The organism is Paenibacillus periandrae (assembly GCF_022458865.1).
GTDB lineage: Bacteria > Bacillota > Bacilli > Paenibacillales > NBRC-103111 > Paenibacillus_S > Paenibacillus_S periandrae.
Genome location: NZ_JAJNMU010000012.1, coordinates 268,488 through 292,971, shown reverse-complemented (window position 1 = coordinate 292,971; position 24,484 = coordinate 268,488). Strand labels below are relative to the sequence as shown.

Annotated in this window: 22 protein-coding genes; 5 read left to right on the top strand and 17 right to left on the bottom strand. The window is 44.0% G+C overall.

Translation table 11 applies throughout. From position 1 onward, the window contains the following. Positions 1 to 177: 177 nt before the first annotated feature. Complete coding sequence (locus tag LRL21_RS21760) at positions 178 to 1,035, bottom strand: M56 family metallopeptidase (RefSeq protein ID WP_240417882.1); 858 nt, start codon at positions 1,033 to 1,035, stop codon at positions 178 to 180. Continuing rightward, on the bottom strand, positions 1,032 to 1,463 hold the full coding sequence (locus LRL21_RS21755; protein ID WP_240417881.1) for a BlaI/MecI/CopY family transcriptional regulator: 432 nt from the start codon (positions 1,461 to 1,463) through the stop codon (positions 1,032 to 1,034). Before LRL21_RS21755 ends, LRL21_RS21760 begins: the two co-directional genes overlap by 4 nt. Before the next feature lie 151 nt (positions 1,464 to 1,614). Here LRL21_RS21755 and LRL21_RS21750 point away from each other — a divergent pair, with 151 nt between their 5' ends. Continuing rightward, on the top strand, positions 1,615 to 2,013 hold the full coding sequence (locus LRL21_RS21750; protein ID WP_240417880.1) for an Rrf2 family transcriptional regulator: 399 nt from the start codon (positions 1,615 to 1,617) through the stop codon (positions 2,011 to 2,013). A 143-nt stretch (positions 2,014 to 2,156) separates the two neighbouring features. On the opposite strand, the gene LRL21_RS21745 is transcribed toward LRL21_RS21750, so the two are convergent. From LRL21_RS21745 to LRL21_RS21690, 12 genes are all read right to left on the bottom strand, one after another. Then, entirely contained in the window at positions 2,157 to 4,457 is a 2,301-nt protein-coding gene (locus LRL21_RS21745) for an AraC family transcriptional regulator (RefSeq protein WP_240417879.1), read from the bottom strand. A gap of 28 nt (positions 4,458 to 4,485) precedes the next feature. Next, complete coding sequence (locus tag LRL21_RS21740) at positions 4,486 to 5,532, bottom strand: oligogalacturonate lyase family protein (protein WP_240417878.1); 1,047 nt, start codon at positions 5,530 to 5,532, stop codon at positions 4,486 to 4,488. A gap of 18 nt (positions 5,533 to 5,550) precedes the next feature. After that, complete coding sequence (locus LRL21_RS21735) at positions 5,551 to 6,525, bottom strand: Gfo/Idh/MocA family protein (RefSeq protein WP_240417877.1); 975 nt, start codon at positions 6,523 to 6,525, stop codon at positions 5,551 to 5,553. Next, a complete protein-coding gene (locus LRL21_RS21730) occupies positions 6,522 to 7,562 on the bottom strand; it encodes a Gfo/Idh/MocA family protein (protein ID WP_240417876.1) in 1,041 nt (346 codons plus the stop codon). The genes LRL21_RS21735 and LRL21_RS21730 overlap by 4 nt, the downstream gene beginning before the upstream one ends. 9 nt (positions 7,563 to 7,571) lie before the next feature. Beyond that, positions 7,572 to 8,654 carry an oligogalacturonate lyase family protein gene (locus tag LRL21_RS21725; protein WP_240417875.1) on the bottom strand — a complete coding sequence of 361 codons (1,083 nt, stop codon included), beginning with the start codon at positions 8,652 to 8,654 and terminating at the stop codon, positions 7,572 to 7,574. Positions 8,655 to 8,692: 38 nt separating this feature from the next. Next, entirely contained in the window at positions 8,693 to 10,249 is a 1,557-nt protein-coding gene (locus LRL21_RS21720; RefSeq protein ID WP_240417874.1) for an extracellular solute-binding protein, read from the bottom strand. Between the two features lie 20 nt (positions 10,250 to 10,269). Continuing rightward, positions 10,270 to 11,145 (bottom strand): carbohydrate ABC transporter permease, encoded by an 876-nt coding sequence (locus tag LRL21_RS21715; RefSeq protein ID WP_240417873.1) that lies wholly within the window; start codon positions 11,143 to 11,145, stop codon positions 10,270 to 10,272. A gap of 36 nt (positions 11,146 to 11,181) precedes the next feature. Beyond that, a complete protein-coding gene (locus tag LRL21_RS21710; RefSeq protein WP_076238070.1) occupies positions 11,182 to 12,039 on the bottom strand; it encodes an ABC transporter permease in 858 nt (285 codons plus the stop codon). Between the two features lie 302 nt (positions 12,040 to 12,341). Then, positions 12,342 to 14,411 (bottom strand): helix-turn-helix transcriptional regulator, encoded by a 2,070-nt coding sequence (locus LRL21_RS21705; protein ID WP_240417872.1) that lies wholly within the window; start codon positions 14,409 to 14,411, stop codon positions 12,342 to 12,344. Positions 14,412 to 14,690: 279 nt separating this feature from the next. Further along, on the bottom strand, positions 14,691 to 15,356 hold the full coding sequence (locus tag LRL21_RS21700) for a tetratricopeptide repeat protein (protein WP_240417907.1): 666 nt from the start codon (positions 15,354 to 15,356) through the stop codon (positions 14,691 to 14,693). Between the two features lie 115 nt (positions 15,357 to 15,471). Beyond that, complete coding sequence (locus LRL21_RS21695) at positions 15,472 to 16,125, bottom strand: M48 family metallopeptidase (RefSeq protein ID WP_240417871.1); 654 nt, start codon at positions 16,123 to 16,125, stop codon at positions 15,472 to 15,474. Between the two features lie 204 nt (positions 16,126 to 16,329). Further along, positions 16,330 to 17,115 (bottom strand): arylamine N-acetyltransferase family protein, encoded by a 786-nt coding sequence (locus tag LRL21_RS21690; RefSeq protein WP_240417870.1) that lies wholly within the window; start codon positions 17,113 to 17,115, stop codon positions 16,330 to 16,332. Positions 17,116 to 17,318: 203 nt separating this feature from the next. Between LRL21_RS21690 and LRL21_RS21685 the strand changes: the two genes are divergently transcribed. After that, the gene (locus LRL21_RS21685; protein WP_240417869.1) at positions 17,319 to 17,882 is read left to right on the top strand and encodes a PadR family transcriptional regulator; all 564 of its coding nucleotides are present in this window, start codon (positions 17,319 to 17,321) and stop codon (positions 17,880 to 17,882) included. Then, positions 17,875 to 18,729, top strand: a complete 855-nt coding sequence (locus LRL21_RS21680) for an alpha/beta fold hydrolase (protein WP_240417868.1) — start codon at positions 17,875 to 17,877, stop codon at positions 18,727 to 18,729. The genes LRL21_RS21685 and LRL21_RS21680 overlap by 8 nt, the downstream gene beginning before the upstream one ends. A gap of 99 nt (positions 18,730 to 18,828) precedes the next feature. On the opposite strand, the gene LRL21_RS21675 is transcribed toward LRL21_RS21680, so the two are convergent. Further along, complete coding sequence (locus LRL21_RS21675) at positions 18,829 to 19,854, bottom strand: glycoside hydrolase family protein (RefSeq protein ID WP_240417867.1); 1,026 nt, start codon at positions 19,852 to 19,854, stop codon at positions 18,829 to 18,831. A 233-nt stretch (positions 19,855 to 20,087) separates the two neighbouring features. On the opposite strand from LRL21_RS21675, the gene LRL21_RS46315 reads away from it, so the two are divergent. Further along, on the top strand, positions 20,088 to 20,927 hold the full coding sequence (locus LRL21_RS46315) for a helix-turn-helix transcriptional regulator (RefSeq protein ID WP_240417866.1): 840 nt from the start codon (positions 20,088 to 20,090) through the stop codon (positions 20,925 to 20,927). 297 nt (positions 20,928 to 21,224) lie between these two features. On the opposite strand, the gene LRL21_RS21665 is transcribed toward LRL21_RS46315, so the two are convergent. Then, positions 21,225 to 21,371, bottom strand: a complete 147-nt coding sequence (locus LRL21_RS21665) for a hypothetical protein (RefSeq protein WP_240417865.1) — start codon at positions 21,369 to 21,371, stop codon at positions 21,225 to 21,227. A gap of 519 nt (positions 21,372 to 21,890) precedes the next feature. Here LRL21_RS21665 and LRL21_RS21660 point away from each other — a divergent pair. Further along, complete coding sequence (locus LRL21_RS21660) at positions 21,891 to 22,019, top strand: helix-turn-helix domain-containing protein (RefSeq protein WP_240417864.1); 129 nt, start codon at positions 21,891 to 21,893, stop codon at positions 22,017 to 22,019. 203 nt (positions 22,020 to 22,222) lie between these two features. On the opposite strand, the gene LRL21_RS21655 is transcribed toward LRL21_RS21660, so the two are convergent. Further along, a complete protein-coding gene (locus LRL21_RS21655; RefSeq protein WP_240417863.1) occupies positions 22,223 to 24,466 on the bottom strand; it encodes an HD domain-containing protein in 2,244 nt (747 codons plus the stop codon). Positions 24,467 to 24,484 lie beyond the last annotated feature (18 nt).

The window sequence follows — 24,484 nt, the reverse complement described above, 5'->3', positions numbered from 1 at the left end:
GTATTTCAAGATTATTAAACTATGCATCGTAGTTTATTTGTAATCTCACTTTATTAAACATGCTTACAAATGTCAATAATCAATTTTATAATTCAATATTTATTCATATTTTGAAGTTTTCCAGCACAAAAAAGCAGGAGGTTGGTCCCCTGCACTATTACTCATACCCTCTATAGTTTATAAACATTGAAAAAAGATTATCATCGAAATCACAATAAGAACGGTACCTGAAGTACAAATTGATCTTAACGAAACCATCGGCACGTTAATAGATTGCTCGGGATGTATGAGCTGAGACAACCGATAATTAATAGCAGTATCTGAAAAACTTACCCCTTGATAAGGAGTGGCGAATCTTTGGGTTTGAACAAGCTTTAATAACGCTGTACTGATGGTATAAGTAGAGTTGGTATGTGTGATCGCATAACGGTCTGCCAAAAGCTCAATCCAAATATCGTAGTAGTGACCCAACCCTTTCAAGACGGACATATAGGGCATGCTTGTAATTATCATCGCTGCAAACCACTTTTTCAATGGATGACGCTGTGTGCAATGATAGCGCTCATGAAGCAATACAGCATGTACCTCCTCCACAGAAAGCATGTCCAAAAGACCAGTGGATATCACAATCCGGGGACGTAGCATGCCTATCGCTAAAGCTAGCGGCTGCTGCTCACGAATAACGTCAATGGGAGTATGCCATTTTTTGTATTTTCGCGTCCATTTGATTGTTAAACGGGGATGTATTTGAACTTTGACAAAAGCTTTCCATTTATGGCTGGCATACAAGTGTCTGCCTATATAGATAATCATTCTAACGCAGGTGAGGCCAATTAATACAATAAAAACCGTTTCAAAAAATGAATGCCCAACTATTAAATCGAACAGCATATCTTGGATAACTAACCCCATATCCGGCTTCAACTCAACATCACTAATATGATGGGATAAGGCCATGCCCATTTGCAACAAAATCCACGCAGCGACAACATATATACAACAAATAGCCATGCCGGGCTTCAACAAGCGGCTCATTTATTTTTCCTTTTCTTTAACTCTTGGAGTTTAATTTCCAACGTTTGGATAAGATGCGGATCGGTCTCATCAATGGCATCCACAATATGAGTGACCATCAGACCGCCAAAATCTTCAATTAAGCCGCGAGTTACGTTTTTTGTCTGTTCGGCCAAAAACTGCTCCTTGGTCGATGCTGCTCTGAAATGCGTAAGCTTCGTACGGCCTTTTCCTTCGGTATGCCTATGCAGCAGCCCCTTGTCATACAACCTGTTCATGACCGTCATGATCGTATTAATCGAATACGGACTCTCTTCATTAAGTTTATGGTGCATTTGTTTAATGCTCAATTCTTCTGATACCCAAAAGACTTCCATGATCCGGGCTTCCAAGGTACCCAGAAAACGGTGCAGTCCTTCCTCTTGAAACATATATTTATTTATTTTCATCTGCTTGTCACCTTCAATTCAAAATCTTTCCCAGCCTACAGTATAACAGAAAATAACTTTATTTCCGCTTTTTCATGAAAGCATGCAGCTTGACACACCAGTGATTACGGGGATATTATAGACACAATAAGTCTTTAAAGGAGGTACGGCTATGAGATTTACAAAAGCGACAAATTATGCTCTGCACACGATGCTCATGCTCGTTGCCGCTTCTTCCGTTAAGCCGATAGGCGTCCAACAGCTTGCTGAATCCCAAAATGTTTCCCCGACCTATTTATCCAAAATTTTAACGAGGCTTGTCAAAGCAGGAATGATTGAATCGGTTTCAGGAGCCAATGGAGGCTATCGGTTGTCGCGCAAAAAGGATGACATTACGTTTTTGGATATTATCCACGCCATTGAGGGCAATGCCTCGCTATTTGAATGTGATTTTGTACACGGCGACGAATGCTTGATTCAAGCTGTAATGAAGGACGCGGAGGAAAAAATGGAGCGGCATCTCAAACAAACAAAATTGGTGGATCTTGTTAAACAGCAAGCACAAGCTTAAATAGTCTGTCGGCCACGATCTGATTATCCATAAAGTCAAGACAGGAAAGCAGCGGTTTCCGCCATTCACGGAGCCGCTGCTTTCCTGTCTTCCCTCAATTCACTGCATACCACAACTTTCAATCCATACCTGCTGCAATACGACTACTGCCCATTTGCTTGATTCGTTGGTTGACTTTTTTTCGTAAGGCTCAGCTCCCGGTATTGCTTCGGCGTGACGCCTTCCAGCTTGCGAAAATAACGTATAAAATTTTGCGGATTGTTGTACTTCATCTTCTCCGAAATTTCCGTGATCGACATACTCGTTTCAACCAAAAATTTTTTGGCCATTTGCAGCCGATGTCTCGACAAATAGTCACTGAAAACCAACCCGGTTTCTTTGCGAAATACACGGCTAATATATTCCGGATGATAGTTCAGCCGGGCTGCGCAGCTCTCCAGTGACAAGGGCGAATCATATTCCTGATCAATGATAGCAAGCATCTGATCGGAAATTCTCGTATACAGGGTTTCTCTGCTCTTTTCAATATAATCCATCAGTGGTCGAATCATCGTAAGCCGCATCCACCCAACGATTTCCTTGGTCGATTTCAACGCAAGAATTTCATTAATAATCTCTTTTTCCTGAGGGATGATATGGTACAGGGTTCCCCCCATTTCCTGAACAAGCCGTGTCATTTCGACAAGCAGCCGCAGCAGCACCAACTGAAATTCCTGCTGGCTTATGGCTTTGCGCGTAATGATCACCATGAATTCATCCAGCAGCTGATAGCTTCCCGCTTCATCCAACTGCTTAATGCGATCCATTAGCTCATTGACGACCTGCTGCGGATAGGTAACAGCTGGGTCCGCGGCTTCAGGGTGCATGTCTTCGAGGAACAGAATCGATTGCTGTCCCAATCGTACGCTGTAAGACAGCGCTTCCTTCGCTTCTTTTAAGGCGTTCGGTGCCTCATTTAGCTCCATAAACAAACAGCTGATGCCCATACTGACATTGAGATGCAAATACTGCTCCACTGAATTTTGAATCGCCGCCGCCCATTCATATACCTCCGCCTTTGAAGCCTCTGCAAGCTCGGCATGACTGCCTAATAAGGTTACCTGAAGATCGTTGATCACAACCGGGTTCAGCCTGAATGGCTGCGGAATTATTTCCCCAGCCATATTAAGAATCGCAAACAGGAGCAGATCTCGATCCCGATCCGTGTAGTTAGTTCCTTCAAGCGTATCCATGCGTACGCAGATGACCCGCATTTGCTTCCAGCATTCCAACTCGCTGGTTTCCATACGGTCAGCTATTTCTTTGGCGTTAACTGCACCCTGCAGCAATTTATGTACAAAAAAATCGCGAAGCTGATGCCTCATATGGGATTCCTTCCCCATCAGCACATGCATGTTTTTTTCAATCCAATAAAATTCATCGTTTCTCTTCGTACGCGGCATATCCGGTGATTTCAAGACAAGATCGTACAGCTTGCGAACCGGACCGTACAGCCTGCGAGTCCCCTCCAACGAAACAATAAAGATCAGGACACACACAATCAAACAAATGAATATAGTCACCCATCCGATTGCTTTCGATTCCTTCGTGATCTCATTAATATTTGTTTTCACCACATAAATCCAGCCGTTATAATTCGATTGCCTGTACGTAATCCCATAGGTATGATTAGCAGTTTCAAATTGATCCGCTTCCCTGTTGGCCTGCTTAATGGTCTGCATGTACGTCTCATCGGAGAGCTCCATACCGATCATATCCGGCTTGCTGGCTGCAAGTATGCGGCAATGCTCATCCAGGACGTACATATCCCCAGAATCGCCACCGCTGACTTTAGGGATCATTTTATTCAATTCGTGGCTGGGCAGTACGGCAACCAGAAGACCGAGCGGGCTAAGGGAATTGATCGGGATCGTTTTGACAATCGCCGTATTCCATACCCGCGGGTTCGACTTTTCAAAAAAAGGCGACTCAAACGCAGTCCAAAAAAACAGCTTGCCTTTATTGACATATCCCGTAAAGGTGGGGCTAAGCTCACTGGCCTGCAGTGATTCTTTACCAGCGCTGCTTAAGATCCAATTTTTATTAAAATTCACAAGGTAAACGTCCGATAGTCCGAATTCATAGAGCTGCAGCCGATACAGCGTCTGCATCAATTTCTCATAGGTCAGATAATCTTCACTATCGAGCTCCTGCTCCATAGCATCGATCACAAGTGGCGAGTTGGTAATTTGGGCCTGGGCATTATCCACCATTTTCAGCTTTTGTTCAAAACGAAGCTGTGTTTGCTCCACCATCTCCATGTCGCTTCTGTGTGCCTTATCCAGCAATAGCTGTGATGATTTGGCATAAGAGAAATAACCCAGCGTTATGACGGGAATCAACCCTATCAGGATGCAGAACAACAACAATCGCTTGAAATAGTTAAAACGATGGTTTTTCATCATTTACCTCCAACTCGCAGCAACCTATCGACTATTTTGCAAGCTCCGCGAGCATCTCGTCGGGAATAACTGCCAAATAAACATTGGGAATCCCCCCGGCATCCGAATTATATACCACCATTTTGCCATCCGGGCTGAAGGAGGGGTGTGGATGCGTCCACTGTGGATGGCAGGATGAGCTGTTGGGGTAACACAGGACCTTGTGCTTCTTCGTTGCTGTATGAATCAGGTGTATGCCATGATCAGGCCAGTTCGTATCCGAGACCATCCATTCCCCATCCTTACTGCAGGACCCATGCCAATAATGCTCCCCGTTGACAAATAGCTCAGGCTCTTCATCATTCTCCGCCATGATGGCAATTCCCTGCTGCTCCTTCTCCAGATTGGACATAATCCGTTTGGTGCCTCCAAGCCACATCCAATGTCCATTCCCAAAGGCAAGCTCCAAAGGACGCAGGTTGCTGCCATCCTGATCAATCAGCCAAATATTTCTGTTGAATGCGTCAGGTCCGTCCTGAAAAGCAATAACCTTGCCCTCCGTTGGCTCACATTGGGTATGTGTGATATCCGGATTTTCAAAGATCACGTTTGCCTCCTTACCGTCTGTAGTGAATCTGGCAATCCCGCGTCGACCATTTTTCAGAGTAGCCTCTACATAATAATTTTTGTCGTCATAAGTCATACTCGCGCACTCTGCATCCCACGTCAGTGCATCCAAATAGCTGATGCTATCTTCCTCATAGGTGTCCATAGACACTCGGCGAAGCTCGCCATTTGTGACGTAGTACAACCATTTCCCATCATAGGAGACCATGGCTCCTCTCACATTTGGACGATCGGTCAGCTGAACCAAACCCATACCGTCTGTTTGAACCTTGAAAACATCGATTTGCGAATCCCGCTGCGCGGACCTGTACGTATTGAATACCAATGACCGGGAATCCGGAGTAAATGCATTAATATGAAAATATAGCTTGCTGTTAATGGTAGGGAACGCAGTCAGCTTGGTAATCTTCACGCCGGTTCTGCTATCCTCAAAAAATTGCCTTTCAGATGGATATGCCTGGCCTCTTGCCATTTTGGTAACACTCCTTCGTTAATGGGTATGTGCTTGTGCAGACTCTTTGGCTCTTATTGCCATTCTTGTGCAATGCAGCTCTTCCTCAAGCGTAATGGGCATTTCTGCTTTACCAAGCAGCGTTTGGATGAACATGTCCCAATAGTTTTCCTTAGGCCCGGATGTGTCGATGGGTCCCATGTCGGTATCGCCCACGATAAGCCGGGTTCTGGCTCCGCCATCGACTGCTTCGATAAACCCTTTTGTGCCGAATATCCGCAAGTGCTCATTGCCCCAGCTTCCAAACCCCTTGGCATTCAAATAGTTGGCGACAATGCTGGCGACACCTCCATTCGTGAGTCTCATCATCATACTGGCTGCCATATGAAGTCCGCCGTGCTCGCTTGGATTGCCAAGCCTGGTTTCCATCGCGTGAATCTCTTCGATTCTTAAGCACGCCACGTGCTCAACAAATCGTATCGCGTGAATGCCGTTCTGGCCGATGAGCCCCCCGTCTATCGCCTCATCCTGCGGACGAGCGTCATGATACGGGTACGACTTCTGGGCGAATACCTGCACCACCTCGCCAATCACACCGGATTGAACCAGATTGCGTATGGCCAGGTACGGCTGTTGAAAGCCCGTTCCTGCCATTTCACGGAATAAGCAGCCTGTTTCGATCACAACCTGCAGCAGCTGGTCCAGCTCTGCTTCATGCATGGCGCATGGCTTTTCCGCATACACATGCCTGCCTTGCCGCATGCACTTGATCGCTTCATTGACCTGGTTGGCCCTGCGCGGTGAGCATAAGGAAACGACCTGCACCCTTTCATCCTTTAGCAGCTCCTCCAGCGAATCATAATGCCTTATATCCGTATCGGATTGCTGTTCAGGGGTAAGCAGACTCCTATCCATAGCAGCTGTGGCCACGATAGCTGCATAGGGATGGTTAATCAGCTCGCCATGTATCTGATGTCCCCCGTTATTGCCGAATAAGCCTACGCCAATTTTCATAATTCCTCCTGGACGAGCTCAATCCTTCCACTTCGGTCGGATCTTCGCATCGCTTCAATGATTTTAAGCCCCTCCACCACATCATGGATGTAAGCCTCTTCATTCATTGTACGATCACATACGGACTGGTACAACTCCTTCCATTGATACCGGCCTGCATCTCCAGTAACCTCGACCTCTTCGGTAACTCTTAGTCTGGTTATCGGGTGCCGCGCGACTAGAAGCAGCTTGCTGACGTCCCCTTCATTCGTTGGCATGACGTTACAATAAAAGGTTCCGTGCTCGAAATTCAGGATCATCGGGCTTTTATACCTCTGACTGTCATCTACACAAAAGCTTCCGAATATATTGGCTATCGCCCCGTTACGGAAAAGCAGGCTCACCTGCGAGTTATCAACTGTAGGCCGCTCCGTGATCAGACGCGAGCTCATAGTCGATACTTTGTGAGCGGGTCCAAATATTCGAGCCATGTCGTTAATGATGTAAATGCCGAGCCTGAATATAGGCGCGACCGGACACTTTTCGAGATCGTCATACCAGCCTCCATCTGCTTGTTCGCGATAATTAACCCAAATGTCCCATCGGCCGCCTATCGGCTTGCCCAGCTCATATTTCGTTCTCCACGCTGTGATGTAATTCAACGTATCATACCATGCTGGACCCGGAGAATTCATATGGACGACGCGCTTCATCGCATTAGCCTTATGGAGGATATCGAGTGCCTTTTGCGGATTCAGCTCAAAGGGCTTCGTTGTCATGACATCTTTTCCAGAATGAATGATCTGATCGATCAGCTCTGCTCTCCCGGCCGGAGGCGTATACAGCCCAATTACCTGAACCTCTGGGTCGGCAAGGAGACTCGCAATCGAATAGTAGGGCTTCGCTCCATATTTCATTGCGCATTCATCGGCCTTGGAGGGATCGAGATCGCAAACCGCGTGCACTCGGAAATAGGGATTTCCCGCCCCCTGCAGCAATTCCTCAATGACTGTACTGCCGAATCTTAATCCCACAATCGCTATATTCAGCTTCTCCATAGAAATGCTTCACCCGCCACTTTGTAATTCTGCTCGCAAATGTTCAGGAATTTTGACCAGATACATCTGGGCAGTTCCGGTTATGTCGGAATTATATACTACATAATTACCGTCAGGACTGAATGAAGGGTGCGGGTGAGACCACTGCGTATGAGAGGAAGAGCTTTGTGAATAGCATAATGTTGCATACTTTTTGTTATCCACATGAATCAATTGAATGCCATTATCCGGCCAGCTCGTGTCCGATACCATCCATTTGCCGTCGCGACTGCTGGCTGCATGCCAGAAATGCTCGCCGGTGACAATGATTTCCGGCTTATCGTCATGCTCGCCCATCACAGCAATGCCGTTAAACTGCTTCTCCAGATTGGTCAAGATTTTTTGTGAAGAGCCGAGCCACATCCAATGCCCATTGCCATAAGGAAGGTCCAGAGGCCTCACGTTTGTTCCGTCCTCGTTGATCAGCCATATATTGCGATGCCGGGCATCCGGTCCATGCTGAAAGGCAACGACCTTTGCTTCCGAGGGCTCACATTGGGTATGGGTAATCGAATCCGATTCATAAATAATAGCGGCTTCCTTACCGTCCGTTGTATATCTGAGGATCGCTCTTCTGCCATTTGTCAGTGTGGCATCTGTAAAATATACACGCCCATCACTGCTCATGCTGGCATTAATGGTTGAACCAGCCGTGTTACTGCTAAGCCCCGTAGACGGCTGTATGCCGTCTATATATCCAATCCGTTCCTCACGATAATCCGTCATCGATACTCGGCGAAGCTCACCATGGCACATATAATACAGCCAATGGCCATCAGGCGACACAACCGGGCTGCCAGCCTCTGCGGCGTCGGTAAGCTGTGTTAGTCCCTTGCCATCGATATTGACCTTGAAAATATCGACCTTCGAATCCCTCGTTGCCTCGGAGAATACCTGAAATACAAGCGTCTGTGAATCCGGTGTGAATGCATTGACGTGAAAATATAATTTAATATTGATACACGGGAATGAGGTAAGCTGCACAATCTCTGTCCCTGTTACAGCATCTTTGAAAAACCGTCTTTCCGACGAATAGACACGGCCTCTACTCAAAACTGAACACTCCTATCGCTCTTTTACTAGTTTGCACGCTATTTGGTTTTACTTTTGGCAAAGCTCTCGGCGAATTCGGTCAACACTTTATCCCCGCCCGCCTTTTTCCAGTCCTCCTGAACCTTTTTCCATTCGTTTTCATCAATTTTGTTCATAATAAACTTGACAGCGCCATCGGAAGCTATTTTTCTTAATTCATTGCTTTTTTGGCTCCAGGTTGGGGATTCGAAATATAAGGGCAGCGCCGGATTAACAACAGCAATCTTTACATTATCCTTGATAAGCTGTTTCCCTTTTGTTGTCAATGGATTCTCGCCTGTTGCAACGAGCTCCTTCGAGCCGTCGTCAATGCGAAGCTCACCGAGACCAAGCGTATCCTTATCGAAGGCCTCATCTCCGCCGATTTTCTCAACTTGACCGTTCGTCAGCTTGTATTGTTTGCCTTCAAGTCCCCAGGTCAGCATGTTCACGGCATCCTGCTCCTGCAGCCTGTCAAAAAACGCCAGAATCCGTTTCAATTCCTCTTCTGTCTTGATCGAGGATTTCGGGAACAGGAACACCCCGGTATAGCCTGGCTGTGCCCAAACCCGCTGACCTTTGGTCCCGGTTATCGTATCGAGAATAGCTATCTTCGCATTCGGATTCAGCTTGGCAACCTCCATCTGCTGTTTACCGACATCATCAAACAGGCCCAGATTAATGCCAGCCTTGCCTTGATTGAACATCGTGTTCATTTGTTGTTCTTCTGTCACGACAAAGTCCTGGTTCAACAGCTTCTCATCATACAGCCTTCTGATGTATTTAAGAGCTTCGAGATATTCATTTGTCATGAAATCCGGCGTGAACTGTCCATTTTCTTCCTTCCATCCGTTCGGAGCTCCAAACCATGAAGCGATATGCGGGATCAAGTAACCCTGACCATCTTTAAAAGCAAGAACTCCATAAGTGTCATCCTTGCCATTCTTGTCCGGATCATTTTTGGCAAACGCTTTCATGACGTTGTACATATCCTCAGGCGTTTTGGGTTCCTTCAAATTCAGATTATCCAACCAATCCTTGCGGTAGGTGACGCCAAATCGGGCAAGAGGCCTGGAACGGTATAAGCTGTACGTTTTCCCTTGTATTTTGGTACTCTCGAACTGCAGCTTGCTCAGGGCGCTCAAGTTTTTGTAATCCTTCAAATAAGGACCAATTTCCCAGAATAATCCAGATTTAATCGCATTCACCAAGGGCGGGGCCGAAGAATTCAACGCCAGCATCACCTTGGGCAAATCATTGGAGGCAATCGAGACACTGACCTTATCGTCATAGGCAGAACGCGGCACCCATGTCATTTCGATTTGTGTATCCGTGATCTCCTGCAGCTTCTTCCAAATGTCATTCTGGTTGCTTGGCGGCTGAGGGGTGTAATAAGTGGCCATAATACTCAGCTTGAGCGGCGGCTGCTTCACATCAGGCGTCTTGGGTGTTGTTATCGTGCTGGCGGCGGCTAGCGCTTCTCCCTGTTGTTGCCCCTTATCTCCACTGCAGCCGACAGTCAGCACCGACAAGGTGACCAATGTACATATAGCTGTATGATAAGCTCGTTTTTTCATCGCAGTTCTCCCTCTCCATATTATCCTTTAATTGAACCTAACAGCACGCCCTTGGCAAAATGTTTTTGCAGGAACGGATAAATCATAATAATCGGCAGCGTAGCAACTACGATAACAGCCATTTTTACCGTTTGCGGCGGCACAACATATGAGGCTTCTGCCGCAAAGCTCGCATCTCCAATGCCTCCTGAAGACATAATGACAATTTGTCGCAGCAAAATTTGAATCGGCCATTTATGCGAATCGTTGATGTAGAGCAAGGCACTGAAAAACGTGTTCCAATGCGATACCGAATAAAACAGGGAAAAGGTGGCCATCGCTGGCAGTGAGAGCGGAATGACAATTTTCCACAGAAGCAAGGGATCGTTGCAGCCGTCCATTTTTGCCGATTCCTCAAATTCCACAGGCAATTGTTTGAAAAAATTGATCAAAATGATCATGTAAAATGAATTGATTGCCCCGGGAAGCCATAAGGACCCGTACGTATTCAACAGCCCTAACGATTTAACGACCAGGAAGCTTGGAATGATCCCTCCGCTGAACAGAAGCGTGAACACAACCAGCAGCATAATCGTTCGCTTACCCTTGACATTGCGGGACAACGGATAGGCCATCAACAAGGTCATCGCCATATTGATCAAGGTCCCGACAACGGTAATATAAATCGTGATCAGCAAACTGCGCAGCAGCGTATTCTCGGAAAAAATAAACCGGTACGCCTCCAGCGAAAATTCCTTGGGAAATAATATGAATTTACTAGCCAGCACCTCCTTCGCCGAAGCAAGTGAACCGGCCACGATATGTAGAAACGGAAATAAGGTTAATAAAGCTATTACAGCAAGAACTGTAATGTTCCCGATATCAAAAATCGTGCCTGCTACAGAACGTTTGTGCAAACTCGGGCACCCCCTTCCCTAATGAATCCTTTACCTTTAATATACACCTTCTTCCCCTAATTTTCGGGAAATATGGTTAGCCGCGACGACCAGAATCAAACCAACGACCGATTTAAACAAGCCTACGGTAGTCGAATAGCTGAATTGCCCCTGTGTAATCCCGTTCGTATAGACGTAAGTATCAAAGACCTCACCAACCTCTCTATTCAGCGCGTTGATCATGAGCAGCATTTGCTCAAAGCCGGTATCGAGAAAATTACCCAGACGAAGAATGAGGAGAATGACTATGGTGCTTTTGATAGCCGGCATCGTAATGTACCAAAGCTGGTGCCAGCGGCTCGCCCCATCAATTTTGGATGCTTCATATAAGGTCGGGTCCACACCTGCAAGCGCTGCCAAAAAAATGATCGTGCCATATCCTGTTTCTTTCCATATGACCTGCAGTGTCACCATCGGCCGAAACCACTCGGGTCCTGTAAGAAAATTGAGCTTATCGGCGCCCATTGCTGCCACGCCCTCATTAACGATCCCTCCTTCGGTCGTAAACATCACATAAGTGATCCCTACAACAACAACAATCGAGAAAAAGTGGGGAATATAAATGAAGGTCTGGACGGTTCTTTTGAACCATTGAATCCGCAATTCATTCAGCATCAGGGCAACAATAATCGGTAACGGGAAAAATAACACGATGTTGTATACCGCCAGTATCGCTGTATTCCGAAACAGCTGCCAAAAGATCGGCTCCGAAAAAAAACGTTCGAAATGCTCCATGCCTACCCATCTGCTGCCCCAAAAGCCAAGTGCCGGCTGATAATCCTTGAAGGCAATCAGCATATCCCACATCGGCAAATACTTAAATAACAGATAATAGATCAGTCCCGGCAGCATCATACCATACAGCCAAATATCTTTTCGGATAGCTCTTTTAAAGCTTGTGGTCGCATCTTTAACCGGTACCGCTCCTAAGCTGCGTTTGATAGCTTTCACCTCCTCTCCATCGTTGTTTACTTAAGCATCATAGAGCGCCGCACGTTGTTCAGTCTATAATCTTCAGCCGACAATGTGTGGGTAACGGCCCATACAACTGGAATAACCCCTATAATCATTTCATGAGCTTATGCTCATTAGCTGATATTAAGGGGTTATTCTGGTATTAATATGATGTATTGGAGAATTATCTTCAATAACAAGAATTATGAGTTTGGAAAAGAATTATGCTTCCCTATCAGAAAAGCCAGCTGGCTTCTGTTTTTAATGTTCAGCTTTCTGAAAACATTGGACAAATGCTTCTTCACCGTCACCTCGCTGAGATAAAGCTTTCCGGCAATTTCGTTATTCGTGAGACCTTGAATGGTTAGCTCCACGACCTCGATCTCTCGGGGAGTCAGTGAGGAAAGCTCCTCCTGCGCGTCTTCTCTTCGTTCGTCCAACATATCGAAGCCTGCCAGCATTTTGTTCAAATAGCTTTGCAATTTATTACCTCTTGTATCAATGACATAGTAAGGTGTAGGCGTAAGGCCGTCATAATCGTAATGCACCGCATGCTTGGCGACCTGACAGCCAAGACCGAGGTGGATCTCTCCAAAGAACGGATTGGCTGGAGGCGCCGCGATCAGGAATCCCGCAGAAATAATATGAGTGATGAATGTTAAACCGGCAGCTGCACGCAACGATTGGTCGGCGAAGTCGGGAATATCGATCGTCTTTACGAAATACCCTGCATTCGTTTCTCTCGGTACCATCATTTCCTTCAGTCTTGGCTCCGGCAAGCTTACAAAATAAGACGAAGATAACGGCCGGGTAAGCAGATAATCCAACGTATGTATGTTAATTGGAATGATTACCGAGAGACCAGACAAACCTCCTTGCTTGTCCCGTATCAGCTTGACGATGCTCAAATCCAGCTCATACAGCTCCTGTAGATGGATATGCTTCAAGGTATATAAATTTTCTTCCTCAGATATCACGTACTCATAACGCTCTAACGTTTCTGGATTGGTATACGCAATCCTTGCTTCTTTGGCTGATAATCGTCTGTTCTCGATATAACGCTCGGCCTCAGACCAGTTGGAGCTGCTTAGCGGTTCCCACCGGTATGTGCCCGAATTCTGATAAAAAAAGGCCAGAATCGCCGGATCACCAATATAATAGAACCACTCAGCCGTTTCCCAAGCGACGGATCTCTTATGTACGGATTCCTTGATCAGATCATAATAATACAGGTTGCAGCGCTTCCGAATCTCCCCGTATTTTTCAGGTGTGCGTAACTGAAGCTCGTGAGTGATCGCATCTCGCATAAGGTCATGAAGCAGCCAGCCTCGATCTACCCGGCGGACGAAGGAAAGTCTAACCAGCTTAAGGAATTCCTCCGTCGGAATCGGCCTTCCCATTGCACAGGAGAGAAGCTCCTGATTGAAGTGTCGCAATACCGCCGCCGCCTCTACCAGTTCGCGAAGCTGTGGATCCGGAAGCTCCTTCAACCAGGTATGCACCACTTGAGCGAACACACCGTTATCTTCCTCTATCGCCATTGGCTGCAGAGTATCGGACATTGTTGTGTACATAAGCAGGGATAGAGTCAACGGATGCCCCTTGGTCTTATTCCATATCCGCTGGATATCAGCCTCCACCTGAAATCCGGAACGGTTCAAATACTCCTTTACCGAATAATAATCCAGATCCCCAATCGGCATAGGGTAGATCAGCTGGCGCCAAGCAGGAGAGGATAGCCACGCGCCTTGTATCGGATAGCGTCCAGATATAATAACGAGCACCTTGGAATGAAGCTGTGTGAGGAACTCATCGCGGAACCAATATTCGAGTTCTCCCAGCTCCTCGAACGTATCCAGTGCAAGGATAACTCCCCCCATTTCCACCTCGCGTTGAAAAGCTTCCTGACACTGCACTAGCAAATGGTTTCGTTGATCCGAGTGCTCCTCCTTAGATATGTTGCAGCGAAGCAGGCGCAGCAGATGAAGACAGAAGTCTTGTGGGTTATGCGGAAAATCCATGCTGTCAAGCAGCAGAAACCGCATCTGCGCTTGATGGGCAATACGGCGAAATTCGTCGAGGAGGTAACTTTTGCCTACGCCACCTGTACCATAAATATTGAGAATACTTCCTTTATACTTCATCTTGGAAAGCTGCTCGCGGAAGAATTGGACCTCCTTCTCTCGGCCCACCATAAAATGCTGTTCTATTTGTTCAATTTCGTCAACGAATCGTTCCCCAACGTCCCTTGTATTGTCATTTCCCTTCGACATGCCTCCGTCCGCACCCTTCTTCCTCTAAATGCCGCTGCAGCAGTACTCCATCTAACCTTTTAATAAATTTGGGGCTTCATCTTATGTTCTGTAGAGACGTCATTCTAGAACTTCTCTAATTTATCATCCGAGCCCAGAGGGTGGTAGTATACTATAGTAGTAGAAAGGTAGTAATTGGAGGTTATTTCCTTAATTTTGAACGCAAAGAAGCTGAGAATGCATTCAAGCTCATTCCCAGCCTCAACTCATATATGCAAAATACTCCATTTCATGACCCGGCTATCCTTTTAGCTTTGCCAGCACAACCCAGCGGCGTTCGAAGCGGCGTCGATACCTTGGAAGCCCGCGGTACAGCTCAACCGTTGCCCGGTAAGCCTCACGCGCCTCCACTTTGCGGCCAAGCTGGCTGTACAGCTGCCCCAACCTATAATAAGCCTCGCATGAGGAAGAGTTCATGCTCTGAAACTGCTGCAAGTAGGCGATTGCTTTATGTGCGTCCTTGTCGGCCCACGCTTCAGCCAATCGCAGATAAGGCTCCCCATACTTAACGCGCGGATTCATTTCCAGTGCTAGCAGCATGCTTTGCTCACCCTCCTGCAAATGCCCGAGCTTTAATTCACAAATCCCGAGCTCTGCTCGAACCTCAGCGGATTCCGTCATCACCTCAGTGATCTGCAGCAGTAACTCATGCGCCTGCGAATATTTCCGCTGCTCGATAAATATTCGTGCCACATCTAGCTTCGCAGAGGTTTGATGGGGGCTAAGCCGCAGCTCCTGACGCAGCCTGGAAAGCTTTCTTGCCCGTTTTATCGGTTTGAGGATACTTGGTGATAATCCGATAAAACGTCGCTCCAGTACATAAAAAATAATTAGCAATACGATAATGGCTATAATCGGACTCCCGGTCAGCCACGTGAGTGCAACGAACAACACTATTTTGCTCAGCATCTGTCTACCTCCTTGCCCATCCTTCCAGTTGATTCCAATATAGCACAAATGCTGACTTCTTTACAGCGTGGTGCCTTGCTCTTTCATATGTTTCAAGCTGTACGGGTCAATTTTAACATGTCATAAACCCCCCATATCTGGCCAGAAACTCCTGTTTTTCTTTATAATCCGGCATGATGCTTCCAACACGTCTCCAAAATGATCTGTCATGATTCATATGGATCAAATGACACAATTCATGAATGATTACATAATCGATAACTTCAATTGGAGCCATGGCCAATCGATAATTAAAGGTCACTTTTTTATCCGAGCTGCAGCTGCCCCACTTGGTTTTGGACTCTACGATCTCGATGGTTTTAGGTTTTACCCTCAGCTGGTTTTGATAGCTAACTATACGTTCTCTCACGATCTTTTCACAGCTGGAAAAATAAAACTTCTTGAGACTTTTTTTGAGCTGCTCTTCATTCAAATCGCCAGTCTCTATTAATTCATGAAGGAAATATTCTTTTCCCAGATACAGAAACTTTCCTTCTCCTAGATATTCTCTTTGTTTAGGGACTTGTCGTGCTTCAGCAATGCTGGATTTTTTGTCCAGTATCCACTTGGCATGATGTTCGACAACACCAATAATTGTTTCTTTGCTTGTATGATTGGGAGCCTTGACCGTTATGAAACCAGCAGAATCGATCCGAATCGATATCTTTTTTGTATGTCCATACTGTACATTAAAATCAATACTATGGTTTTCAAATTCAATTTTCATCTTAAACATTCTTTCTATAAGGTTATTTTAGCTTCATTCAAATCGTAGTGGAACATCAGTATTGCACATCACCATAAGACAGTTTAGTCAAATTGTCAATATATCGTCCGAAAGGTACATCGAGATAAACACAAAAACAGCCCAACCCTCGTCAAAGGGTGAACCATTTGTGGACAACCACTGTTATTTGACCCTAACAGCAGCTCATAAATCATGAAATCCAAAATGCAGCTTAGCAAGCTCTTTGAATGTATCGCGATCAATCTGTTCTTTTGTACAATTTCCATCAATCCATTGTGTAAAAGAAGTATCCGTTAACGTTACATTTCCATCACTTGTAAGCTGGGTAATCAGTGAGATTTTGTTAAAACGCGAGTCTTTATGCTCCAGGATAATTCCTTGTACTTCATTCAATTCAGATAAATCCTCTACAATTCGTTTGGTATCAAACGCATAGCCTGTTTTCCACTCGGTATCCTTATATTTTAGTTTATATTCAAATATATAGCCCCCATATTCACTTTCCACTGGTTTGACCCGAAATTCTCCATTCATAGAGGAAATCGTTTCTCCATTTAGCGGCAGAGGTCGCAGTGGCAGGTTTCCACCAAATCCAGTATCAACCAGATAGGTTTGACCTTCATGTTGTAACAGAATAGCTACATGAGTTCTTCCAAGTCTGGACCAGTCATTCGTTGTCTGATTGTACACTTCTGCGCGAACTAACACGGCCTGAAACCCATTCTCTACCAAGAAAAAATAAAGCAGAGGATTCAAATGATAACATAATCCCCCTTCATTTTTCATGAGAATTTTGTTAATCAGATTTTCTCTGGTTATAGCTTTTGTTGTATTTGAAATGATATTTAAATTTTCGAAAGGAATAGCTGCTGCTGTTTTTTCAAGAATGTAGTCCAATATGTCAAATGTCAGTTTTGTATGATCTGGAATGCCAATTCTTTTACGAAATAATTCATTCAACTCCGTCATTGTGAATGCCCCCTCCAGCCTCGTTCATTAGTCTCACACCTAACTAACTTATTCGTGCCTGTGAACTCTGATTCCTTCGTGCGGGCTCTTTTCGTCTTGAAAAGACCACTATTCAAACTTGACTAGATAAATTTAAATCCATTACAATGAAGTTCCAAGTTCCATTTTGAGGAAGGAGTTAGCCTACGATGTCATCCGTAAGATTGCTTGTTTTAGGAACCATTTTGCGTCAAGGAATCACTCATGGTTATGGTGTTTACAGAGAAATTACTTCATGGCGGGCCGAAACATGGACAAGTGTAAAACCTGGCTCTATTTACCACGCTTTAGAAAAACTTGAGGCACAGGAAATGATACAAGCCGAAGCTTCAGGGGATAGTGTTAAGCTGGGACCAGCCCGTACGGAATATACACTAACGGAGCAAGGTAAGACTGAATTTATATCATTACTGGAAGCAGCACTCAAGAGCAACGATTTTCAGTTATTGGCTGCAGGGATCGCGTTTATGGAAATGCTTCCTCGTCAACATGTGATTGCGCTCTTGGAGGAACGTCTCGACTCACTCAAAGAAATAGATACGTTCTTGAAAACCTTACCCACGGAGCCCATTCCGTCCGATCCTTCCAAGCATCCTGAGCTTGTGGGCATGTGGATTGGATACTTTGAATATGCGATGACAGCCACTCAAAAGCTCAAGCATTCTCTCAAAGCAGGAAATTATCTTTTTAAAAATGAATCTGAAATGGAGGGAAATCAACATGCTTAAAGCAAAACTACATGATGGACATAGGATCGACGTGGAGGTTCACGGAAAGGGTCCAAGCTTATTGCTTCCGGTAAATCCCCAGCCAGCTGAAGGAGCAAAAGCCGAGGAAATGCGAAAATGGGGAGTCGATCCTGCTCTGGGCCGGTCACTTATAGACGGTCTTAGTGATCAATATCGTGTAATTGCTTTCGACTATGAAGGTCATGTCCTCAAAATACCTAAACCCCATACATTAACACCGACCAATATCACACGCGATCTTCTCGCCATAGCAGATTCGGTCGAAGCTGAGAGTTTTGCTTATTACGGTTATTCATGGCTTGCTCTTAGCGGAATGCAGCTAGCCCTTCGAACGGATCGACTGACTGCACTCATTATGGGCGGTTTTCCTCCTATTGACGGTCCATATCAAGAGATGTTAAGAGTTACTATGGCCACTCATGAAAGGTCTATTTCAGCTCAAGAGCCCTCTAATTATTCCCAACAAACTTCGGATGAATTTGATTGGTCAAATGTTGAAGTAACGATGAATGAAGCTCAGACCAAGCAGTTCGTCACCCTCTATCAGGAGCTGCAAAATTTTAACGATAGAGCAGCTCAAGCACAACTAACGTGTCCTCGCTGTTGCTTTGCAGGAGCTGCCGACAAAATCGATTATGGCAAACGTTGGGGCGACGTACAGGTGGACATCGTTGGACCACTCATTAACAAACGGAGCGAAATCGAAGCTCTCGGCTGGGATGTTCATATTGTTGATGGGCTTGATCACACCCAAGCTATGCAAGCGGCCAACGTCCTGCCCATTGTACGTCCTTGGTTAGATGCTAAGCTAATACGTAATCAATAAATGGAGCAGCAGTGCGCACGATCCTTACCTCTTGGAAAACAGGCAAAAAAACGCCTTCGAAGTGAGCTCTCACTCCGTCAGCGTTTATCATCTTCTCAATCATTCCTTAATAGGAATAACCATGTTCCAAGTGTTCCGGCCACCGAAATTCCCGTCTCCGTCTGCTGTAGCTGCAAACAAATGAGTCGGTTTTCCATTCTGGAACAACAGGAACGGCCTTTCGAAATTGCCCATACGCTTTGTCGTTCCGTCATCCCAGATGACTTGCCGTGAATAAGCTTTTGGATTTTCGGCAATTTGCCAATTCATACCGTCCCGGGAATGAGCATGAATACCTCCGTGCTTTTCTCCGCCCACGTTTCCGTTCATGTCTTTGGCTATCATCTCATAGCCGCCTTCGGTCTTCCATACAAAGGGATCTTCAAGATGAATATCCGAAGGCGGGAAAATCGGTTCTTCACTCATAGCGCGGTAAGGACCCATGTAATGATCCGCCCATGCTGCCCCGAGAGCCATATCGCTAAAGGTATGTCCCTTGTAAGCTCTGGACTTGTATATGAGCAGTACAGAGCCATCTTCGTGTACACAAGGAGCCGGATTCGAAGTCAGATAGCTGTCGAACTTGTTTGGCCGGACATCTAGAATTGGCTTGTCCATTCTCTCCCAAGGTCCTTCTACACTATCTGCTGTGGCCAGGCCGATCCGTTTATTGGCTCTGGCCACGATACAACGAGCATCATCCAAGTCGTATTTTTCGCCTGGCGCTACATCGGGGAACGGATAAGTTGTACCCATGTAATACAGGAGATATTTACTTCCATGTTTAACAATATGCGGATTATGAGTACTGCGGCCGTCCCAATATTGTGCGCCTCTGGCTGGCAGTACGACCTCTTGAAATTGATACGGACCTTCAGGCGTGTCGGAAACGGCCCGCACTACTTCCGAATGGGCAAGCCAACCCGGATGCATAGGAAGATGCTTGGGCCAACGGGAGGCGAACATATGGAAGCGTCCGTCCTCACTCTGGACTACTGATCCGCACCAAACCCAATATCCTGTCATTTGGAAGCCACCGTCTTGGGGCGCTGGCAGCAACCGTTCATGTAAGCTCTTATTAGTCATTACTATTTTCACTCCATTCCAGCCCGACAGGGCCATGCTCTCCTTCCATTATAGATTCTCTCCACATGCTTTACTATTCAGAAAATCATTCAAATTAAGTACAAAATCATTTTATAGTAAGTTGCACGGGTCACCTTATGCCGCTATACTTATGCTACATACACGAATCGAAAGGTTGCTTCCCCATGTTATGTCTGGAGCTGTCGTTTCCTCCTCTTCCCGTCCTCGTTACGGTGAGTAAAGTCAAATTTCCCAAGTCCATTCAACATTATGAACGTACGTTCTCACTGTACGATATCATTTTTGTTCGTAGTGGCACCTTGTACATGACTGAAGACGGAATCCCTTACGAAATTAGGGAGAACCAGATGCTTGTTCTGGAACCAGGCAAGCTGCATTATGGCCATATCCCTTGCGAGGAGGACACGTTGATCTATTATATACATGTTCAGCATCTCCAGGCTCGCCGACTTGTGCACGCCGAAGATATCCGTTGGCTTACCGCTCTACCCATCACCACATACCGCGACCTTGAGCCGCAGGAACAATTTATGTATATCCCTAAATTCAAAGAACTGAACACGAATCAGATTTGGTCGCTTCTGAACGATATGATTGATCTTCGCAACCTTTCCGTTGTTGAGCAGATGCTCCCTCTTCAGGCGCTATTTGGACAATTGCTCATGTTGCTTCAGAAAATGTCGAAAACTTCCCTCAATTACCACAGTCAGCAAATATGTGACGATATAATCGTCTATCTGAATGAACATTTAGATAAACCTTTCCGCCTTGAGGAGATGTCGCAGAGATTAAACTTTTCCATCGATTACTTGACCAAATGTTTGAAGAAGCATACCGACTTAACGCCTCTCCAATATTTGAACAGAATTCGGATGTTGAAGGCCAGAGATCTATTGGAGCACTCTGAATTGTCTTTGCGGGAAATTAGCTCTCATGTAGGCATCTCCGATATGAACTATTTTTTTCGTCTGTTCCGCAAACACATCGGTATGCCCCCGGCTAAGTACCGTGCTTCTTTTTATTCCGTCTTTTCTGATCGTCCAATGATTTAAACAGGATAAACCTTTGATTTGACTGATCCAGTAAGAACAGCAGCATACATCAAGGGTCTTAGACAGGCAATCGTTATATTGCAAATGCTCGGATGTATATCCTTTCACTCAAGGGGTAAATATCTTTCGTTGAATGCACTTTTGTAAACGCCAACTTTCCTAATTGGAATGGAAAGTACCTGGAAAAGGGGATATGCTTACGTTAGTTGTTATTACTCGCCTACTCCCTGATCCAATCTCCTGTAAAACCCCTCAGTCTTCACCAGCCCGCCGCCGCTTGGTGACGGGCTTTTTACATCAAGCTGGCTTATCATCTACCTTTTCCTCTACTACTGCTAGTTCAGCAATGATTCCTCGCAAAGCTCTTGTGAAATTGGGCATCTCTTCAGTAGGGCTAATTTTTACGGCAACGACTTTTTCTTCTGGGTTTTGGTCGTTTTCCATGGTCTAAGGCTCCTTTCTTATCTCTCGAATAAGTCGCATGGTTAAATGCATTGTTTGCTTAGCTATAACACCTCCTTAAAATTCAGATCCATTAACTACAGTTTGATTAATTAAATCGCCTGCTACTCCATACCTTTTAAGCTGAAGAAGACTCATTGACTTCGCGTATCACGTAGCGACTTGGCAAAAAAATTTCTTCTCTTTTTTTGATAAAGAATAGCTATCTCTTCTGCTCTTGCAGCACTGACTTGTCTTTGACCATTTTCAATTTAAGAAAGATAACCTGCAGAAATATAAAGCAGCCTTGCAGCATCCTCAATAGAAAATGCAGAAGATAATCTTGCCATTTTTACTAAACTACTCATGTAGCACCTCCAAACTATTCGTTACGCAAAGTTGATAAACCAATAATAGAATGCATAACGCGAAGTTCAAACCCATTTTGCAAAGTAGAATCTTAGTAGGTGATGATAAAGTTCGGGACAAGACTCAGAAGTCTTAGAAAAAAGTGGCCTGACAATGAAAGAACTCGGTTCAAAGTTCAATTTGGCAGAATCAACAATCTCCGGCTATGAGAATGAAACTAGAAAGCCGGATACAGATATAATGGAGAAAATAACCGATTTCTTCGGGGTGAGCGTAGACTGACTTCCTTCTTGGACGTTCTGAAGAAAGTATTAAGAATGAATCAGCTGACGTAGGGCGAGCTTTCTTTGGTGGCGCCGATCAATATAGTGAGGAAGAACTGGAGATTGTAAGGGTCGCGGCGAAGGCAACTGTCGAGGGGTATCGGAAGGGACTAGGTAGGAACAAATAAAACGACACCTGGGAGGGTGTCGTTTTATTTGTTCTTAATCTAAATTTTTCAGAAAAATGTTATCTTCTTTGAAGAATGACATTTTGTATTTCATTAGCAACTCACGCTCAGTCAAATCTAGGGTCAAATTTTCTAATGCCCACGTGATGATAACTTTGCTTAAAGCATATTGTAACTGAGATTCCGTCGATTGTACCAAATTATTTCTAGAGACATCGGGAATAATTGAGCGATTAATTGCATTAATTTTCACTCTTGTCACTTCTAAATCTGTTATAGTGTTCATTAACTTTAAATTAAAACCACTACAAAGGACATTTCTAATGTATAACTGGCTATTGTATGTTGCAAGGGACCTATATGTTGATTGTTGAATTACGAAATTTATTAAGGATTTCTCATCATAAAAAATATCAATGGAGTCACTATATATTCTTATAGGATAGTAGTAATCGTAGTGCCCCAACTCAACAAAAAAACTAATTGGAACAATATCCAATACTTTGTCGTCACTTGGGTAATAACTTTTTCTATTTTCTTTAACATCCACTGATTTGTCCAGAAAAATTGTAACCCACTTTAATTCATCTCCTATTTTATCGATAGAAGCCTCTACATCCTGAAGTACTTCATAGAATTTATCATATTCATCAGAATTCTTTCTATCTATGATCGGTATTTTATAAAACCTCACTTTATTGTCAACACATATCTTACTAACATCAAAATTATTATAATCAACTATTTCAAAAGACTCACTATTACTAATATAATAAGGTTTTCCTTTATAGTTAATATTACTTATTCCCTTATGCATGAATTGCTTTCTAACATCAATGGTGATTGTTCCTTCAATACCTACCAAATATTTACTGACATCTATCACTACTTCATCGTCATCCTTTGAGACATTATGCAATAAATTATTACTTTTTAAAAAGCCAATACCATAATTACCGATAGGAGAGTACTCATATCTCTTCAAAAGAAAATCATCTGATTTATAAAATGAAACACCTATATTTAAAAAATAATTTTTAATTACATCTAATGTCATACCTGTACCATTATCTTTGATGATAATTTGGTCGTTATTTTTGTTTAAAATGACCTTTATTAAGGGCTTTTCAATCGAATCTCCATATTGTTTGTTCTTAGTTTCGATTTCTTCCCTAACTTTAGTCGCGTCGATAGCATTTTGTATTAATTCACGGAAACCGTGTAATCTATTACCATATACATTTTCACCCATTAACAATTTTGTTATAGCGTTAAAATTAAGATCTAATTTTAAATTAGGAATACTATAACCAATAGGCTCAATATTATTTTCTATTTCAGACCGGATATTTAACTTATAACGATCCAACATAGTTGAAGTTATTAAGTTAGCACTATAAATTTCACTGTTTACCCAATTGAAATAACCCAGAACATTTCTGTGGATTTTTGCATCATCACAGCGCCCAAAAAATGCTATATAATTTTGTGTCCCAGTACTATCTTTTTTGATTATTTGACTATTTTCTATTATAAAATGACTTCTCCATTCTTCGTCGCTTTTATTTTCAGGATTTATCAATTCATAAAGTTTTCGTGGAGTTCTTTGGCTATTAAAATCGCAAATATCTGCTAGTCGTAGTAAAATGCCACAAAAGTAAGGATTAATTTTATACTTTCCCTTTTCATCATCTGATTTTAAATTTTGTTTTAAATATGAAATATCCTCTGTATGTGCCTTACATATGGTTGCAACTTCATCAACAATATTACTACTCGGATATGATGGAATACTAAAATAATGAGAATACTCATTTTTAATCAATACTGCAGACCTCTTAGCATGAATTTTCCTAATATATTCCTGCATTGCCTCAATCTCATTACCATCCATTTTTTCCAGTAATGCATCAAAAACAATGTCAGAATGAAGATATTTGTTGCTTTTAATTTGCACTTTTTCTTCATCGGTAACAGACATACCTATATCGTGTAATAAAGCTGAATAGATTAATATAGTTATATCCAAATCATTGTGTAGCTCTATATCGCAAATCAACTCATACATGTTCTCCATAATACGTATCGAATGATTTATGTCATGTAAAGTATATTTAGGAAATGTTTTCGGAATTTCATTACTTAAAACAAACTCAATCTCTCTTGACAACATATAAATATTGGGAAGAAATTCGCTCTTCCTACCTTCCAAAAATTGAATTAATTTTGGAGGATCTAATTCTAACTTACTTTTATCATTATGCACAGAGTTATACATTTAAGGAAAGGCCTCCAT

Excerpts from the sequence above, each read along its gene's own strand:
- LRL21_RS21730 (WP_240417876.1), bottom strand. The coding sequence starts at position 7,562 with ATGGAGAAGCTGAATATAGCGATTGTGGGATTAAGATTCGGCAGTACA.
- LRL21_RS21690 (WP_240417870.1), bottom strand. The coding sequence starts at position 17,115 with ATGACGGAGTTGAATGAATTATTTCGTAAAAGAATTGGCATTCCAGAT.
- LRL21_RS21755 (WP_240417881.1), bottom strand. The coding sequence starts at position 1,463 with ATGAAAATAAATAAATATATGTTTCAAGAGGAAGGACTGCACCGTTTT.
- LRL21_RS21680 (WP_240417868.1), top strand. The coding sequence starts at position 17,875 with ATGCTTAAAGCAAAACTACATGATGGACATAGGATCGACGTGGAGGTT.
- LRL21_RS21675 (WP_240417867.1), bottom strand. The coding sequence starts at position 19,854 with ATGACTAATAAGAGCTTACATGAACGGTTGCTGCCAGCGCCCCAAGAC.
- LRL21_RS21655 (WP_240417863.1), bottom strand. The coding sequence starts at position 24,466 with ATGTATAACTCTGTGCATAATGATAAAAGTAAGTTAGAATTAGATCCT.
- LRL21_RS21705 (WP_240417872.1), bottom strand. The coding sequence starts at position 14,411 with ATGTCGAAGGGAAATGACAATACAAGGGACGTTGGGGAACGATTCGTT.
- LRL21_RS21750 (WP_240417880.1), top strand. The coding sequence starts at position 1,615 with ATGAGATTTACAAAAGCGACAAATTATGCTCTGCACACGATGCTCATG.
- LRL21_RS21760 (WP_240417882.1), bottom strand. The coding sequence starts at position 1,035 with ATGAGCCGCTTGTTGAAGCCCGGCATGGCTATTTGTTGTATATATGTT.
- LRL21_RS21695 (WP_240417871.1), bottom strand. The coding sequence starts at position 16,125 with ATGAAAATTGAATTTGAAAACCATAGTATTGATTTTAATGTACAGTAT.
- LRL21_RS21710 (WP_076238070.1), bottom strand. The coding sequence starts at position 12,039 with ATGATGCTGCCGGGACTGATCTATTATCTGTTATTTAAGTATTTGCCG.
- LRL21_RS21665 (WP_240417865.1), bottom strand. The coding sequence starts at position 21,371 with ATGGAAAACGACCAAAACCCAGAAGAAAAAGTCGTTGCCGTAAAAATT.
- LRL21_RS21740 (WP_240417878.1), bottom strand. The coding sequence starts at position 5,532 with ATGGCAAGAGGCCAGGCATATCCATCTGAAAGGCAATTTTTTGAGGAT.
- LRL21_RS21720 (WP_240417874.1), bottom strand. The coding sequence starts at position 10,249 with ATGAAAAAACGAGCTTATCATACAGCTATATGTACATTGGTCACCTTG.
- LRL21_RS21735 (WP_240417877.1), bottom strand. The coding sequence starts at position 6,525 with ATGAAAATTGGCGTAGGCTTATTCGGCAATAACGGGGGACATCAGATA.
- LRL21_RS21660 (WP_240417864.1), top strand. The coding sequence starts at position 21,891 with ATGAAAGAACTCGGTTCAAAGTTCAATTTGGCAGAATCAACAATCTCC.
- LRL21_RS21745 (WP_240417879.1), bottom strand. The coding sequence starts at position 4,457 with ATGATGAAAAACCATCGTTTTAACTATTTCAAGCGATTGTTGTTGTTC.